The organism is Stygiolobus sp. CP859M (genome assembly GCF_037389975.1).
In the GTDB taxonomy this organism is placed as follows: domain Archaea; phylum Thermoproteota; class Thermoprotei_A; order Sulfolobales; family Sulfolobaceae; genus Stygiolobus.
Window position 1 is genome coordinate 55792 of record NZ_JBBHKS010000007.1, and the last position, 14491, is coordinate 70282.

The window sequence follows — 14491 nt, forward strand, 5'->3', positions numbered from 1 at the left end:
ACTATTCATCTTAAACTAACTTTAGAATGGTAGCTATGATTAGAATGATAGCTAGATAAGGAGATGAGAACTTAAATGATCTCCACGCCTCATCTTTATTAGGGTTCTTCATTAGCCTGAAGTTATAATAAAGAAGAATCATTGACAATACTGAGACTAATACGCCGTAAATTACACCTAAATACAACGTTAGAGAGAGGGCGAACGGAATCATTAAGATGTTTGAAACTGCTATAGCCTTTGCCGAAGTACTCTCATCTACTAAAACTGGTAACATAGGTATTTCGGCTTTAACATAATCATCCTTAAACCTTAGTGCCAATGACCAGAAGTGTCCTGGCGTCCACATGAACACTAAAAGTCCTAGCATTAACGATTCAAAATTGAACACACCTGATGAAGCTGCATAACCCGCCCAAGCCGCCGCACTCCCCGCTAGACCGCCTATAACTATATTCCACCAAGTTCTGGGTTTTAACCAAATGGAATATACTAAGACATATACTAAAAAACCAAGAGCAATAAAGAATGAGGTAAGTAAATTATCTAATAAACCAACTGCTATACCGATTATTGCAGACACTATCCCAACAGTGTAAGCTTCACCTTTACTTACCTCTCCCTTAACAGTTGGTCTCCATGAGGTTCTCTTCATTAATTTATCTTTCTCTATTTCAAGACCACCATTTATTATCATACCTCCTCCTGCAGCTAAGCTTCCTCCTATCAGCACTGGAAGCAGATGAATCCACGAGAATATGTTCACGCTCTTTCCCAAGCCAAGTACAAAACCTGCTAGAGCTGCTATATCTAGTAAGCTTATAACTCTCGGTTTAGCGAGTTTAATGTAATTATTCAATTTCCTCGAAAGAGCAATCGACATCTTAAGATGTATTCAGTAACTAACATTAAAAAATTTATTACAAATAATAGCTAACATTTTAAATCTATAAAATTTTAAAATAATGAGATAAACGATACCTACATAAGGAAATAGAAAATGTAAATTCAAGACTAATAGCTCATTACTACTTTCAGGTCAGCATCTTTGTCTTTGTAAATCTTTATTTCCACACTTGTATCCCCGCACCTTTTCCTCAGTATAATATAACCTTCTCCCTCCCTAACCGTAACCCTAAGATTCCCGCAATTATTCAAAGCCTTTAGCTTGAACAAGTATGGGGGCTTAATTCGCTTTAAAGCCTTCGTGTAAACGTAGTCAAAGAGTTCAGTAGGGCTTTCGAAGCCAAGAGCCTTTAAAGGTACTTTGAATATTATTTCTATATAGTACTCATTAACATTAACCGATAGAGCCTCAAACTTTCGAGTATTCAAATATGCGATTAAGATAGGAGTAACACTAACTATGGCCAATGCCTCGATAAGAAAACTCCTAAAGTAATAATAAGTGAGAAGAAAACTGGAAAGTAAAGACAACCCAACGGTGAAGGGTATATATCTTAAAGTTTCAAAGAAGTCTTTAAGATATTCGGAAATAGAGAAGGAAGCTACACTACTACCTGCATATGGTATAACCCCTAAAAGAGCATAATAAATCGGTTTTTTGTCTTTTTCCATAAGTAATATTAAGAAAAAAAGACCTTAAAAGCCTTATTCAAAGAACCTTTAATAAGGGCTGAATAGAAAGTTTACTAAAAATTATGCAAACTAATAGTAGATTATGGTTCTGAATTTTTGAACTCATGAAAAAAATTGAAAGAGAAACCTAAGAACCTTTAAAATTTGGTTTCCTCTTCTCGAAGAACGCATTTACTCCCTCTTTAGCATCTTCAGTGCTGAAGACCACACCCCATCCTAAACTCTCCATATTAAGCCCTGCAAGAATAGGTATATCTAGACCTTGATTGACTAATAGTTTTACTAACTTTAGAGCTACGGGAGGTTTCTCAGCAAGTTTTATGGCGAAGTTTCTTGTTTCCTTCTCGAGCTCTGTAAGAGGCACGACTTTATTAACTAATCCTAACCTTTCCGCCTCTCTTGCTGGTATCCTATCACCAGTCATCATCATCTCCATAGCTTTTCCTTTCCCTATCAGCCTAATTAACCTCTGAGTACCACCGAAACCCGGATATATTCCTAACGTGATCTCTGGTAATCCTACTTGAGCTTCCTCAGCAGCTATCCTTATATCACAAGCCATTGCTAGCTCTAGACCTCCACCTAGTGCATATCCGTTTATCATTGCAATCGTAGGTTTTGGAAGATTTTCTATATAGTCCATAAGTTCTCTGCCTTTTTTAGCAAACTCCCATGCCGTTAGCCCGTTTAAAGTCTTGAATTGAGAAATGTCTGCACCTGCACAAAAAGCCTTTCCTAGACCAGTTATAATTATTACCCTAATCTGATCATCTGCAACTAACTCGTCTACTGCTTGCCTTAAATCTTTCATGAGTTGTTCGTTTATAGCGTTTAACTTATCTGGTCTGTTAAGATATATCCAACCCAGTGGAGGCTCCTTTTTTAATTGAACCGTCTCCATCATAATCTAAATAGAGATGAACATAAAAAATGTTAGATAAACACTGGCTCAAACCTGTCCTCAAAAGCATGCTTAGATAGTTTCCCTTTGATGGGTAGTTTATATCCACAATATTGGCACCTCATATCCTCAGTCAAATGCCACTCTAATATTCTGAAACCATCACGCCTGATAACCATCTTACCACAGTTTGGACAATAGGTGTTTTCGTATGGATGGCCAGGTACGTTACCTATATACACAAAACGGAAACCTAAGTCCTTAGCTAAACGATAATGTTTTTCCAGTGTCTCTACTGGAGTCCAGGGTAAGTAGTCTAACTTGTAATCGGGATGAAACCTTAGGAAGTGTATCGGGATATCAGGACCAGCTATGTCCATTATTTTCAAAAGGAGGTTTTTCGCGGCATTTAGATCGTCTCCGATTTTAGGAATAACTAGATCGGTGATCTCCACATGAATACCGTAAGCTAATAGACTCCTGATAGTCTCAATAATAGGTTCTGGACCCGAAGCACCGGTGTATCTTTTCATAAACTTTTCTTCACCGTTCCCCTTAAAGTCTATTGTAACAGCATCTAGAAAATCTCTTACATAATCGACCAATTCGTCACTCCAGTATCCGTTACTTACCATAGTGTTGAAAAGACCGAATTTTCTTGCTATGACTCCAGTATCGTGTGCGAATTCTGCAAATATTGCAGGTTCATTATATGTATACGTCATCCCCTCTGCTTCATAAGCCCTCGCCATATCCACCAGCTCTTCTGGTGATAACTCAACGCCCTCTGCTCTCCTCCTTTGGCTTATATCGAAGTTCTGGCAATACATACACATCCAGTTACAGCCAAATGTCGAAAACGAGAATACTCTAGACCCAGGGTAAAAGTGAACTAGAGGCTTTTTCTCTATGGGGTCAACATGGGCTGCTGCTACTTTACCGTAAACATCCAAATAGAGTTTACCATTCCTAACACTTCTCACCCCGCAAAAGCCTACTTGACCTTCGCCGATAAGGCACTTCCTAGCACAAGCCAGACATCTTACTTTGTTACCTTCAGTCTTATATAGCACTGCTTCTTTGCTCATTAAGTATTATATCGTGAACGAGACTTTTAAATACTTGCAATCTACCATCAAGAACGTGAAGAGGAGAATATACTATTATGATAAAGATGGGATTTCTCTTACAGCGGAGGACTTAAAGAGCCAACTGAGGTCATACGGTGTGGAAGTAATAGACGTTAGGACTTGTAAATACGTTGAGGTAGATTTCGCTTATAGTGAAGAAAATGAGAAGACGATTAAAAGCGTTTTAGGTGAACCATTATTTACAGACTGTAGCACTTGCTCGTTTGAGGAACTCTTCTTCGATTTTAGATTTTGGGAGTCCCACGAAGTATTAGAAAAGAAGTGGAAGGAAGAAAAAGATACCCAAAAAAAGAAGTACATACAAGCTTTAATCCTAGTTTCAGCCTCGCTTATAAAGTACTGTAAAGGGCAAGTAAATGTTTCAGATCAACTTCTTTCTAAAGCGTTATCTCTTATATCCGAACTTCCTGAGGAGTTCTTTCCTCTCTTTTATCTCAGCATCGCCTTCGATCCCTAGTGGTGTATAACCGTCTACAACACCTATTACTCCTCTTCCTTGGTCTGTCTCAGCGACTAAAACTTGCAGGGGATTAGCTGTAGCCGCAAATATCCTAACTACTTCTTCAACATTTTTAATCCTATTTAATACGTTTATCGGGTATCCGTTCTTTATGTATATCACAAAGGTATGTCCTGCAGCTATCCTCATAGCAGTTTCTTGAGCTTTCTTAATTAAGTCCTCATCGTTTCCATCCCATCTTATTAACCTTTTGCCGCTAGCCTCACAGAAAGCTATACCAAATTTCAGAGTGGGACTGGATGAGGCGAGAGTCTCGTATAAATCCTCCACAGTCTTAATGAAATGAGATTGCCCTATGATTACGTTAGTACCTTCAGGGATTTCTACTTTCACAACATCAATTTTTACACTCATCATGATTTGTAAACACTAGAGAAAAATAAAATCTACCTATTATTCAGACGAGGACCACCACATCACTGTTCAGGCGTACTCCGCGTTCATCACGACTTCAAATAAGCATAATCTAACACAACTTCAGTATTACCGTTAACTTGTACGTCTCTTTCTAGGTGGAAAATCGTGAATAATAAAGTATAATTCCCGGGCTTTACGTAAAAGACAGCAATTCCACTGCTGTTAGTCAAGGTCTGATTTAAGTACTTCCCGTTATAATATAGCCATATATTAGCTGAGCCTAAAGGCTTCGAACCTCCTCCTAGAGGACCGTAATTAACTAAAATTTTGACTACTAGCTTATAGTCCCCGTTAGGTAATGCATTTCCACCTAGATTATTAACGTAAATAACTGTTTTATAGGAACTATCAGTAACATAAACACCTACGGCAGTTATTATTATGACTATTAACGCCAACACGAGGTATATGTTATGATTCATCGCTAATGTTTGTTTAAAGCCTAATATATAAGTTCGTTCATCAATAATGTGTGTTTGATAAGCTGTTAGAAGCTTTCAAAGTATCTTTAAGAAATGATAGACAATTAATAAGACGTTATCTCATACTTGGAGCGTTTGACGGAATTCTGGTAGCTGTAAGCGTTTTAATAACCTCAGTCATTGCAGGAGAAAACATTGAAAAGATTACACCTATAGTTTTATCAGGAATCACAGGGGTCACTATTTCCTCTATGTGGAATACCATGGTAGTGGAGATAAAAGAAAAGAGAGAAGAACTGAGACAGCTAGAGCTTCAAATGATGAGAAAATTAAAGGGAACAATCTATGACTATTCTTTCAAATTGTCTATAATACTCACAACTCTCTCCCATTCCTTATCTCCGTTCCTAGGACTGATCAGCCTCTTGATTTATCAAGCTACAAGAAGCGTTACCCTAACGATCATCTTCTCCGCCATTACTTTATCGGGGTTGGGAATAATTTATGAAGGAGACATAAAGGAAAAAATAGGCACTGCGATAATGATGTTTATTGCGGGAATTATAGCCTCTTTACTTTCACTCCTTATATCCACCAACCCGTGATACTCCAACAACCAAACTTACTATATAACTCGATGCAACTCTTCTTCTCTCCCTTTCTACATTTGTCGCACAACGGCATGTAATCATTAACCGTTTCATCGTCACATACAATATTACCGCAGATTTCTACACATTTTCTCCCTTCTATCTCAATATAACAATCACTCACTTTCATACACTTTTTTAAACTTTTTAAACAATATGAACATATGTCTAAAGTTATTCAAAGAGTCGATAAACAAGGAGAAATAGTAGAAAGGAGAGAACAAATTAAAGAAATAATTAAAGAGATTGAAGATGGAACTGAAGACCTCAAAATAGTAGCCTTTATGGAGCACACCACACCACCTGAAACCGTAAAGCCAAAAGTAATAAAGTTCCAACAAGTAATAAAACTACTTAAACTCTTAGCTGAAGATAACCCAATAGAGAAAGGAGTAGCTAAGATAATGCTCTATTCACCATCCACAGGAAGATCTAGAGGATTAACACCAACAATGATGCCAGGTTTCCAGTATATAAAGGCTGGGATGCAGACTAAACCTCATTCGCACAATATGTCTTCCATATACCTAGTCGTCAGAGGGAAGGGATATAGCGTGGTAGGAGGAAAGAAGCTAGAGTGGGAAGAAGGAGATGTGTTCGTAGTTCCAGCTAACATGGTGCACTATCACGTAAACACTTCTAAGGACGAAGATGCAATCTTATTCGACGTAACAGACTCAGGCTTGTTAGAGAACTTAGGTATTCTAGAATTTAAAGAGGAGGAATAAAACTAGAAATCTTTTTAACTTACTTTTTTATCTTTTTACACTTTTCCTCTCAGTAACTTAATTAGAGATATTAACTTTTCGTCTCTCCATTTAGAGAGTTCTTGGAAGGTTTTACCCTTAAGGAACTCATACTCCTTCATTTGCTGCACAGACCTAATAACTCCCGTATACGGGAACTTATCGTACTTTGCCAGTGTGTGCATCCATTCGTTAGCACCATATCCGAAACCTCTACTAAAGAAGTACTCTAATCCTCCTTCTCCTCCTCCTAAATGATAAGTTAAGAAAGGCCCCATGAATGCCCATCTTAAACCGATTGCAGCTGTCATGACTTTATCAATATCCTCTACTGTAGCAATACCCTCATCAACGAGGTAAACCGCTTCCCTAAATAGAGCGAACGCAAGCCTGTTGCCTAAAAAGCCTGGAACCTCTTTTTTCAGCACCACCACTACTCTTTCTAATTTGTTCTCCATAAAGTCTTTAGATGCATCTAAAACTTCTTTAGAGGTTTTCTCCCCCGGGACTATTTCTACCAATGGTAATAAGTGCGGAGGGTTCCAAGGGTGAATTATAACACCTCTTTCGGGGTGTTTCGGCATTGCTTTCTGAATTTCGGTCATTAATAAACCCGAAGTGCTGCTCCCGAGTATTACATCCTTATCTAGCCTTTCGTCTAATTCCCTGAATAGTTTTTTCTTAACGTCATAGTCCTCAATAACTGCCTCTAACACTAGATCTGTATCTTTTATCGCCTCGTCAAAGCTCGTAGTTGGATGGATAAATTTCATGTAATAATCTGGCTCTTTGTCGACTAGCTTGTTCTCGTATAATACGTTTAAGTAACCTTTGATCTTTACAAGACCCTTATCTAATGTCTCTTTCTTCTCTGTGTAGAAATAGTTTTCGTATCCCTTTAGTGCTAGAAGGGTGCTCCAACCCGCACCTATTACGCCCGCACCAATCACAGAGACTTTACGTATTTGTCTCATAGCTTTTAAAAAAGTTTAGAGAGTATAAGTATTTTTTGTCCGAGAACTTTACAACCAAACGGTTGCTTTTATTTATGCTATGGGTAATTGACTAATGCAATGGACTTAGTAAACCAAATTAAGGATTACGTAGAAAAGATAACCCCCAAGCTACAAGAGAGGTTCGATAGTAGGGAAAAGCTTCTTCTACTTTCAAGAGAAGTAATAAGATATGCAGGAGAGACAATATCGTTATCTCATAAAATGAAAAAGGAGGAAGCGACTAAGAGATACGAAATGGCACTACAAAAGTTAAAGGAGCTAAAGGAGGTAGTATGCAACTACCCTGAACTGCTTTATGGGGATGTAGGAACTGCTTTCCAAGAAGTAGCTGAAGCTAGCGTAGTTTACTCTATTTATTTCGATCAGAGAGTACCTACGGGAGAGGAGCTCGGTATTCCAGATATATACTACATCCTCGGAATAGCTGATGCTATAGGGGAGCTGAGGAGAAGAGTTTTAGAATTGCTAAGGAAAAGAGAGGTTGAAAAAGCTGAACAAACTTATACTATAATGGAGGAGCTATACGAAATACTTTGGGAGCTTGAATATCCTAAAGCTCTTGTTCCTAATCTAAGGCAGAAAATAGACTCCCTTAGAAGACTTTTAGAGGAGACTAATCATGATTTATTTCTAGCTCACTTGGAATAGGTTTCTTTTATGTAGTCCACTAATTTTTCAGCCACATTAATGTTAGTTGCTACCATAAACCCTTTGAATTCTGGTACGTCGTTTAACTCGTTTACTACGTATCCCTTTGTTGGGTGTTCTAGGATATCTATAGATACAAACTCTCCTCCTACTACTCCAACTGCCTTTAATACAGTTTCTTCCAATTTACTATCTACGTCGATTTTAGAAGGATAACCACCTAAGGCTATATTTGCCCTCCATTCATTGGGAGGTACGTTTCTCGCATAACAACCTAATAAGGTTTTGCCCATTACTATACATCTTATATCTCTCCCTTTGTATTGTATATACTCTTGAACAATGTGAACCTTTAATGCTGAATTACCCATAAGTTCTCTATGCTCTACAATAGTCTTTCCCTCGAAGTTATCTCTGACGAGAGAAACAAGTCTTCCCCAGCTACCTATTGGAGGTTTGTCTATTAGAGGGAAACCTTTTTGCTCATAAGCTTTTAGAGCAGCATCTGGAGACATTGCAATTATGGAGTCTGGTATAGGTATTCCATGTTTATATAACCTTGAGTATGTTAGTATCTTGTCTCCACAGATATTGATGGCATCAACGGAATTTATCGTATGCACACCAGCTGCTTCGAATACCGCAGATGAATATAACGCTCTGTACATACTAACAGGCCTTATTATTGCAACATCATATCTTCCAAGTCCCTTATTGAATGGTATAGGTTCTTGGCCTATGTTTATTATATCGTAGGGAACTTGTTTTACATCTAGTGCTTTTGCTATTAACTTCTCTTCTTGTCTTATTATATCCACTATCAACGCCGCTCTCATATTCCAGCACCATACTCCTTTACTTCATTAAATGTTAACTTATCTTGTATAGAAAAAGACTTAGTTACCTCATTCCCTAATCTACCGTTTAAAATTAAAGGTATATTATAATCGACGGCAATACGCCTCACCTCATAATCTAACTTCTTAAGATATCCATCAGTTACCACAATATCAACTTTTCTATCCTTAATGAGGGAAATTGCTTCCTTAACATCGACGCTTTCGATACCTTCTATCTCAGCTCCTTGTATCGTATAAGTAGTTAAACCAAACTCGCTTAGATTCTTAGCTGAAAGTGCTAAATACTCCTTGTTAGTCCTTCCATAAACCAGTGCAACTGAACCTCTTGAAGGAATTCTGTTAGGAGCTACGGCTAACCAACTCTTAAGCAATGCATCGTAAAAGTCTACGCCTAAAGCCGCTGCCTCTCCAGTACTCTTCATTTCTGGCCCTAAATATGGATATGCACCTTTCAATTGTGCCCATGAGAACTGAGCAGACTTTACTCCCCATACTTTAGGCTTTAGTTCCTTAAACCCATCGAAATCAAACCCCTTCAGAATACCCTCTAGGGCTAACGATATTATATTATTTCCTACTACCTTACTACTGAAGGGCATGGACCTACTAGCTCTTAGGTTAAGTTCAATAATATAGGGTTCTCCGTCTTTTACTACAAATTGTACATTAAACGGACCCTTAATCTCCAACTCCCTCATAATGGCATAAACACTGTTCTTCATTTTTTCAACTGTAATTTCACTTAACTTTCTATACGGTATAGACATAGTTGCATCTCCACTGTGGACTCCTGCCTCTTCTACATGTTCCATTACTATTCCGTAAACGGCCTTGCCATCAGATGCGCCATCTATCTCTGCTTCTATAGCGTTTTCTATGTACTTTGATACAACTACTGGATGTTCTGAGGATAGCTCTGTAGCCTTCCTTAAATAAACCATTAACTCGTTATCATCATAAACTATCTTCATTGCCGAACCACTGAGTACGTAGCTAGGTCTTACTAAGACTGGGTATCCAACACGAGATACGAATTGCTTTACTTCCTCGAGTGATTTAGCAGAAACCCATTCAGGTTGTTTAATGCCGAGCTTATCTAAGAGTTTAGAGAACTTTTCCCTATCTTCCGCATTATCAACACTTTTTCCGGAAGTTCCCAATAATCTAATTCCTTCATCTTCTAGCTTTTTAGAGATACTGTTACCTATCTGTCCACCCGTAAAAGTGGCTACATATGTAAACCTTTCTTTCTTTACAATATCTAATACTCTCTCCACGTTAATCTCGTCAAAGTACAATTTCCTAGTTATATCCCAGTCAGTGGATACGGTTTCAGGATTATAATTAAGAATTGAGACCTCATCAAAGTAATCCTTTGCCGCGTCAAGAAGCGAAACTACACTCCAGTCAAATTCCACTGATACACCTATTCTAAAGCCACCTGCACCTATGATCAGGAGCTTTGAACCAGTCTCGGAAAACTCTATATCATCTTCTGTCCCGTTATAAGTTAAGTAGAGATAGTTAGTAACTGCAGGCCATTCACCTGCCAAAGTATCTATTTGTTTGACTTTCGGTTCAATTCCTAGTTTCTGTCTCGCAGCTCTGATTTCCCTTTCGCTTATGTTCAAAGCTTTTGCTAACTGGTAATCGCTAAATCCGAGCTTCTTAGCCTTCAGTAACGTCTTTTTGTCGAGCTGTTTAGTCTTCTTCAACTCCTCATAGAACTCCACTACATTCTTAATCTTGTTGAGGAAGAATTTCCCTATTCCAGTAGCGTCGTATACTTCATCTATAGTAGCTCCCTCTTTGAAAGCCTTTGCTGCATATAAGAACCAGTATGGTCTTCTGTTCTTTAAGTTCTCTAGAGCTTCAGTCTTCTTCATCTTGGACTCATAAATTTTACCGCCCACTAGACCCGGTTCACCTATATCTAGCATTCTTATGGCTTTCTGTAAAGTTTCCTCAAACGACCTCCCTATGCTCATTACTTCTCCTACACTTTTCATTTCTGATGCTAGAGATTGTTCCACGTTCTCGAACTTATCCAAATCCCATCTGGGTATCTTTATTACTAGGTAATCCAAACTCGGCTCAAAACAAGCACAAGTAGACCCGGATACTTTGTTAAGAACCTCGTATAAGTCGTATCCCAATGCTAATTTAGCTGAGACATAAGCTAACGGGTATCCGGTAGCTTTGCTTGCTAAGGCACTCGACCTTGACATTCTTGGATTTGTTTCAATTACATAATAATTGTAACCTTTAGGATCAAGGGCAAACTGTACGTTACACTCTCCTACTAGATCTATGGACTTAGCTACGTCTATTGCCATGCTTCTCATATCTTGGAACTCTTTGTTGTCTAACGTCTGACAAGGTGCAATTACTGTAGACTCTCCAGTATGAACACCCATTGGATCGAGGTTCTCTATACAAGCTATTACGGCTGAGTTACCGTGTTTATCCCTCATGACCTCGTATTCTAGCTCTATCCAGTGGTGGAGGTATTTCTCGATTAAGACTTCGTGAATGTAACTTTGACTTAACGCTCTACCTATATCTCTCTTTAAATCCTCTTCATTCCATGCTACTGTTGAACCTCTACCTCCTAAATTGAAGCTAACTCTTACCATTACTGGATAACCTATTTGTCGAGCCTTTTCCAGTGCCTCTTCTTCACTTCTAGCTGAAAGACTTGGAGGAACCGGTATCCCTACTTCTATCATTGTTTCCCTGAACTTTTCTCTACTTAGAGCCCTCTCAATTCCTTCGATGGGAGTTCCAAGTACTTTAACACCGTATTTATGAAGAACTCCTTTCTTATAGAGGTCTACACCAACGTTGAGAGCAGTCTGTCCTCCAAAGCCTATCATTATAGCATCAGGTCTTTCCTTCTCAATTACTTTTTCTACAGCCCACCACGTCACCGGTAACAAGTAAAGCTTGTCTGCGAACTTATAGCTCGTTTGGACTGTTGCTACGTTGGAATTTATAAGGATTGTAGTTATTCCTTCCTCTTTCAATGCCTTTAACGCCTGACTGCCTGAGTAGTCAAACTCTGCCGCTTCCGCTATTTTAATAGGACCTGAACCTACTACTAGGACTTTCTTTAGGGACTCATGCATTTTTAACCACCATTTTCTTGAATTTATCAAATACCCACGTTACATCCCAAGGTCCGGGTCTAGCTTCGGGGTGGAATTGGGTAGTGATTATGGGTAATTTCTCGTGAATCCAACCTTCAACTGTGCCGTCATCTGGGTTATAGAACCAGAGTTTTGTATTAGGAGGTAAATCCTCTTTTGACAATATGCCATATCCGTGGTTGTGGGTTGTAATATAACATCTATTTGACGTAGTATCTATAACAGGTTTGTTCACTGCCCTATGACCGAACTTCATTTTCTTAACTTTTCCGCCTAGGGCTATAGTGGCTATTTGATGACCAAGACATATACCTAATATAGGAAGTTTGTATTCTGTTACTTCTCTGAAATTTTGGGCTAGGTCTTTAAGTAAATTCGGATTACCTGGCCCGTTCCCGAACACTATTCCCTTAGGGTCAAAGTCCATTAATTTATTAACGGAATAATTACAAGGAACTCTTACAATGGTAAAACCTCTCTGGTATAGCTGGTACAATATACCATGTTTTATACCACAATCAACTAACACTATAGTCTCTTCCGAATTCCCTTGGTGTATAATAGGGGCTTTAGGTGAAGTATATTGTGTGAAGTCTATTTCATCGTACTTTTTCTCAAGGTACTTTTTAACGTTGACATCATCAAAGTCGATCCCAGAAGCTAATACGCCCATCATTACACCAAACGACCTCACTTTCTTCACTATAGCTCTAGTATCAACATCTTGTAATCCTGGTACTCCTTCTTTTTTTAACCACGAATCCAAGGTCATTGCTGAGTTCCATTTGAAAGGTTCCGTATGCTCCGCAATTACCACACCTTCTACCTGAATTACTTCAGACTCAAAATTGGTCAAAATACCATTTACGGTTCGTTTCTCTGGAATTCCGTAATTTCCTATTAACGGATGCGTAAAGACTAGGATTTGCCCTCTGTAGGAAGGATCTGTGAGACTGTCTGGATAACCATTCATAGCTGTAGTGAAAACTATTTCCCCAGCTCTGATTCCCTTAGCTCCGAATCCTTTCCCTTTAATTAGTGTTCCATCCTCTAGATACAGAAAACCTATTTCTTCATTGTAAAATGTCATCTTCTATCACCTTTAATTCCGAAATTTTATCTATAAATTGTAATTTATATTCTCTGAAATTGTTCCATTTTTGCTCTATGTTCTCTTTTTTCAACTCTATCTCTGTTTTTATTAATTCTGGATTTGGAGAACCTATTACAGCCTTTTTTTCTATAGAACTTTTTAATGAAATTTCGGACTGAAAAGTGCCCGCTCTAATCTTGTTAGCAACCTCCATATAAGCTTTTCTGTAAGGTACTCCAGTAAGAGCTAAGTCCTCCGCTACATCTGTCGCCGTAATACTTTTATCGTCAAATTTCCCTGTAACTTCCATTTTCTCTAAAACGTCTTTAATGACGTAGATACTCGGAATCACATGCTTTACGCACTCCCAATAGTGTCTGTTAAGTTCTTGTAAGTCCAAATTGTATCCTGAAGGTAAGGCTTTATATATTGTAACAAGTGAGGAAAGATGTCCGAAACACTCCCCAGCCTTCGTCCTCAGAATTTCCATGGTTACTGCGTTCCTCTTCTGGGGCATTAGGCTACTGGTGCTTACATGAGAATCTGGTAATTTTATTATTCCAACAAAGGAGGAGGAGAGTAATATTAAGTCCTCTGCAATTCTGCTAAATATCAACATTAACAGAGTCAAAGACGAGATTGCAGAGATTATATCGAGCCTCGAGGCGGTAGCTGATATAGTGTTATAAACTAGACCTTCAAAACCTAGCATTTCAGCCTCTCTTTTTCTATTGAGTTTCACATTAGTACCAACTATTGCACCACTTCCTAAGGGACTTCTGTTAACAAGTCTTAACGAGGTAAAAAGTTGATCCCAAACAGAATCCAACTCCTCATCTACGTAAAGCAAATAGTGGGCTAGAGAAGTGGGTTGAGCCGGTTGAAAGTGAGTGTAAACTGGGATAATTACCTCAGTAGTTTTCTCAGCTCTTTCTAAAACAGAGATACGAAGTGAGTACAACGCCTCAAAAACGTTTACCAAGTAGTCCCTCATTTTAAGCCTTAATGCCGTGGATACGTGATCGTTTCTACTTCTTCCTAAGCCAACCCAACCCCCTTCCTCACCAACTAATTTTATTATATAGTCTTCCATTGCTTCGTGAATATCTTCATAGTTTCCCGTGTACTCCCTAAAGGAGTTTATTGCTTGAAGGATTTTCTTTGCCGTGTCCTTTTTAATATATCCAGAAAGGTAAAGCTCAATTACATGAGCCTTCATTACCGTCTTTACTTCTTCTAATATCTCTCTGTCACTCTCGTTAGAGGAGGTATAAGAAACAACGAAGTCCTTATCCGTTCCCCACTTTCTATATAACACG

16 protein-coding genes are annotated in these 14491 nt (G+C 38.5%); 4 read left to right on the forward strand and 12 right to left on the reverse strand.

Features of this window, described 5'->3' with window-relative positions; genetic code table 11:
* Positions 1-10: 10 nt before the first annotated feature.
* From cyoE to amrS, 4 genes are all read right to left on the reverse strand, one after another.
* Positions 11-883 (reverse strand): heme o synthase, encoded by an 873-nt coding sequence (cyoE, locus tag WIW72_RS01820; protein WP_337701599.1) that lies wholly within the window; start codon positions 881-883, stop codon positions 11-13.
* A 131-nt stretch (positions 884-1014) separates the two neighbouring features.
* A complete protein-coding gene (locus WIW72_RS01825; RefSeq protein WP_337701598.1) occupies positions 1015-1578 on the reverse strand; it encodes a hypothetical protein in 564 nt (187 codons plus the stop codon).
* A 148-nt stretch (positions 1579-1726) separates the two neighbouring features.
* Positions 1727-2500 (reverse strand): enoyl-CoA hydratase/isomerase family protein, encoded by a 774-nt coding sequence (locus WIW72_RS01830; protein WP_337701594.1) that lies wholly within the window; start codon positions 2498-2500, stop codon positions 1727-1729.
* Between the two features lie 32 nt (positions 2501-2532).
* The gene (gene amrS, locus WIW72_RS01835; protein WP_337701592.1) at positions 2533-3588 is read right to left on the reverse strand and encodes an AmmeMemoRadiSam system radical SAM enzyme; all 1056 of its coding nucleotides are present in this window, start codon (positions 3586-3588) and stop codon (positions 2533-2535) included.
* Between the two features lie 55 nt (positions 3589-3643).
* Between amrS and WIW72_RS01840 the strand changes: the two genes are divergently transcribed.
* The gene (locus tag WIW72_RS01840; RefSeq protein WP_337701590.1) at positions 3644-4108 is read left to right on the forward strand and encodes a DUF309 domain-containing protein; all 465 of its coding nucleotides are present in this window, start codon (positions 3644-3646) and stop codon (positions 4106-4108) included.
* On the opposite strand, the gene WIW72_RS01845 is transcribed toward WIW72_RS01840, so the two are convergent.
* Positions 4037-4525 carry an adenosine-specific kinase gene (locus tag WIW72_RS01845; protein ID WP_337701588.1) on the reverse strand — a complete coding sequence of 163 codons (489 nt, stop codon included), beginning with the start codon at positions 4523-4525 and terminating at the stop codon, positions 4037-4039. The two genes, WIW72_RS01840 and WIW72_RS01845, sit on opposite strands and share 72 nt — an antisense overlap.
* A gap of 89 nt (positions 4526-4614) precedes the next feature.
* Entirely contained in the window at positions 4615-5010 is a 396-nt protein-coding gene (locus WIW72_RS01850) for a hypothetical protein (RefSeq protein WP_337701586.1), read from the reverse strand.
* Between the two features lie 50 nt (positions 5011-5060).
* Between WIW72_RS01850 and WIW72_RS01855 the strand changes: the two genes are divergently transcribed.
* Positions 5061-5615: a hypothetical protein gene (locus WIW72_RS01855; RefSeq protein ID WP_337701584.1), complete on the forward strand. Its 555-nt coding sequence runs from the start codon at positions 5061-5063 to the stop codon at positions 5613-5615.
* Here WIW72_RS01855 and WIW72_RS01860 read toward each other — a convergent pair.
* On the reverse strand, positions 5596-5790 hold the full coding sequence (locus tag WIW72_RS01860; RefSeq protein ID WP_337701583.1) for a hypothetical protein: 195 nt from the start codon (positions 5788-5790) through the stop codon (positions 5596-5598). The genes WIW72_RS01855 and WIW72_RS01860 overlap by 20 nt on opposite strands.
* 34 nt (positions 5791-5824) lie before the next feature.
* Here WIW72_RS01860 and WIW72_RS01865 point away from each other — a divergent pair, with 34 nt between their 5' ends.
* Entirely contained in the window at positions 5825-6388 is a 564-nt protein-coding gene (locus WIW72_RS01865; protein ID WP_337701580.1) for a cupin domain-containing protein, read from the forward strand.
* Positions 6389-6423: 35 nt separating this feature from the next.
* On the opposite strand, the gene WIW72_RS01870 is transcribed toward WIW72_RS01865, so the two are convergent.
* Positions 6424-7380, reverse strand: coding sequence for a 3-hydroxyacyl-CoA dehydrogenase family protein (locus WIW72_RS01870; RefSeq protein ID WP_337701578.1), 957 nt, complete (start codon positions 7378-7380; stop codon positions 6424-6426).
* Between the two features lie 99 nt (positions 7381-7479).
* On the opposite strand from WIW72_RS01870, the gene WIW72_RS01875 reads away from it, so the two are divergent.
* Positions 7480-8070 (forward strand): haloacid dehalogenase, encoded by a 591-nt coding sequence (locus WIW72_RS01875; protein ID WP_337701576.1) that lies wholly within the window; start codon positions 7480-7482, stop codon positions 8068-8070.
* On the opposite strand, the gene lysX is transcribed toward WIW72_RS01875, so the two are convergent.
* From lysX to argH, 4 genes are read right to left on the reverse strand one after another with little or no spacing between them, the layout of a single operon-like run.
* Positions 8058-8906: a lysine biosynthesis protein LysX gene (lysX, locus tag WIW72_RS01880; RefSeq protein WP_337701574.1), complete on the reverse strand. Its 849-nt coding sequence runs from the start codon at positions 8904-8906 to the stop codon at positions 8058-8060. The genes WIW72_RS01875 and lysX overlap by 13 nt on opposite strands.
* Positions 8903-12058, reverse strand: a complete 3156-nt coding sequence (gene carB, locus WIW72_RS01885; protein ID WP_337701572.1) for a carbamoyl-phosphate synthase (glutamine-hydrolyzing) large subunit — start codon at positions 12056-12058, stop codon at positions 8903-8905. The genes lysX and carB overlap by 4 nt, the downstream gene beginning before the upstream one ends.
* Positions 12051-13169: a glutamine-hydrolyzing carbamoyl-phosphate synthase small subunit gene (gene carA / locus WIW72_RS01890; protein ID WP_337701570.1), complete on the reverse strand. Its 1119-nt coding sequence runs from the start codon at positions 13167-13169 to the stop codon at positions 12051-12053. The genes carB and carA overlap by 8 nt, the downstream gene beginning before the upstream one ends.
* Positions 13153-14490: an argininosuccinate lyase gene (gene argH, locus WIW72_RS01895; RefSeq protein WP_337701567.1), complete on the reverse strand. Its 1338-nt coding sequence runs from the start codon at positions 14488-14490 to the stop codon at positions 13153-13155. Before argH ends, carA begins: the two co-directional genes overlap by 17 nt.
* Position 14491 lies beyond the last annotated feature (1 nt).

Excerpts from the sequence above, each read along its gene's own strand:
- WIW72_RS01875 (WP_337701576.1), top strand. The coding sequence starts at position 7,480 with ATGGACTTAGTAAACCAAATTAAGGATTACGTAGAAAAGATAACCCCC.
- WIW72_RS01830 (WP_337701594.1), bottom strand. The coding sequence starts at position 2,500 with ATGGAGACGGTTCAATTAAAAAAGGAGCCTCCACTGGGTTGGATATAT.
- WIW72_RS01850 (WP_337701586.1), bottom strand. The coding sequence starts at position 5,010 with ATGAATCATAACATATACCTCGTGTTGGCGTTAATAGTCATAATAATA.
- WIW72_RS01860 (WP_337701583.1), bottom strand. The coding sequence starts at position 5,790 with ATGAAAGTGAGTGATTGTTATATTGAGATAGAAGGGAGAAAATGTGTA.
- WIW72_RS01870 (WP_337701578.1), bottom strand. The coding sequence starts at position 7,380 with ATGAGACAAATACGTAAAGTCTCTGTGATTGGTGCGGGCGTAATAGGT.
- WIW72_RS01825 (WP_337701598.1), bottom strand. The coding sequence starts at position 1,578 with ATGGAAAAAGACAAAAAACCGATTTATTATGCTCTTTTAGGGGTTATA.
- WIW72_RS01845 (WP_337701588.1), bottom strand. The coding sequence starts at position 4,525 with ATGAGTGTAAAAATTGATGTTGTGAAAGTAGAAATCCCTGAAGGTACT.
- WIW72_RS01865 (WP_337701580.1), top strand. The coding sequence starts at position 5,825 with ATGTCTAAAGTTATTCAAAGAGTCGATAAACAAGGAGAAATAGTAGAA.
- lysX (WP_337701574.1), bottom strand. The coding sequence starts at position 8,906 with ATGAGAGCGGCGTTGATAGTGGATATAATAAGACAAGAAGAGAAGTTA.
- cyoE (WP_337701599.1), bottom strand. The coding sequence starts at position 883 with ATGTCGATTGCTCTTTCGAGGAAATTGAATAATTACATTAAACTCGCT.
- carA (WP_337701570.1), bottom strand. The coding sequence starts at position 13,169 with ATGACATTTTACAATGAAGAAATAGGTTTTCTGTATCTAGAGGATGGA.
- carB (WP_337701572.1), bottom strand. The coding sequence starts at position 12,058 with ATGCATGAGTCCCTAAAGAAAGTCCTAGTAGTAGGTTCAGGTCCTATT.
- amrS (WP_337701592.1), bottom strand. The coding sequence starts at position 3,588 with ATGAGCAAAGAAGCAGTGCTATATAAGACTGAAGGTAACAAAGTAAGA.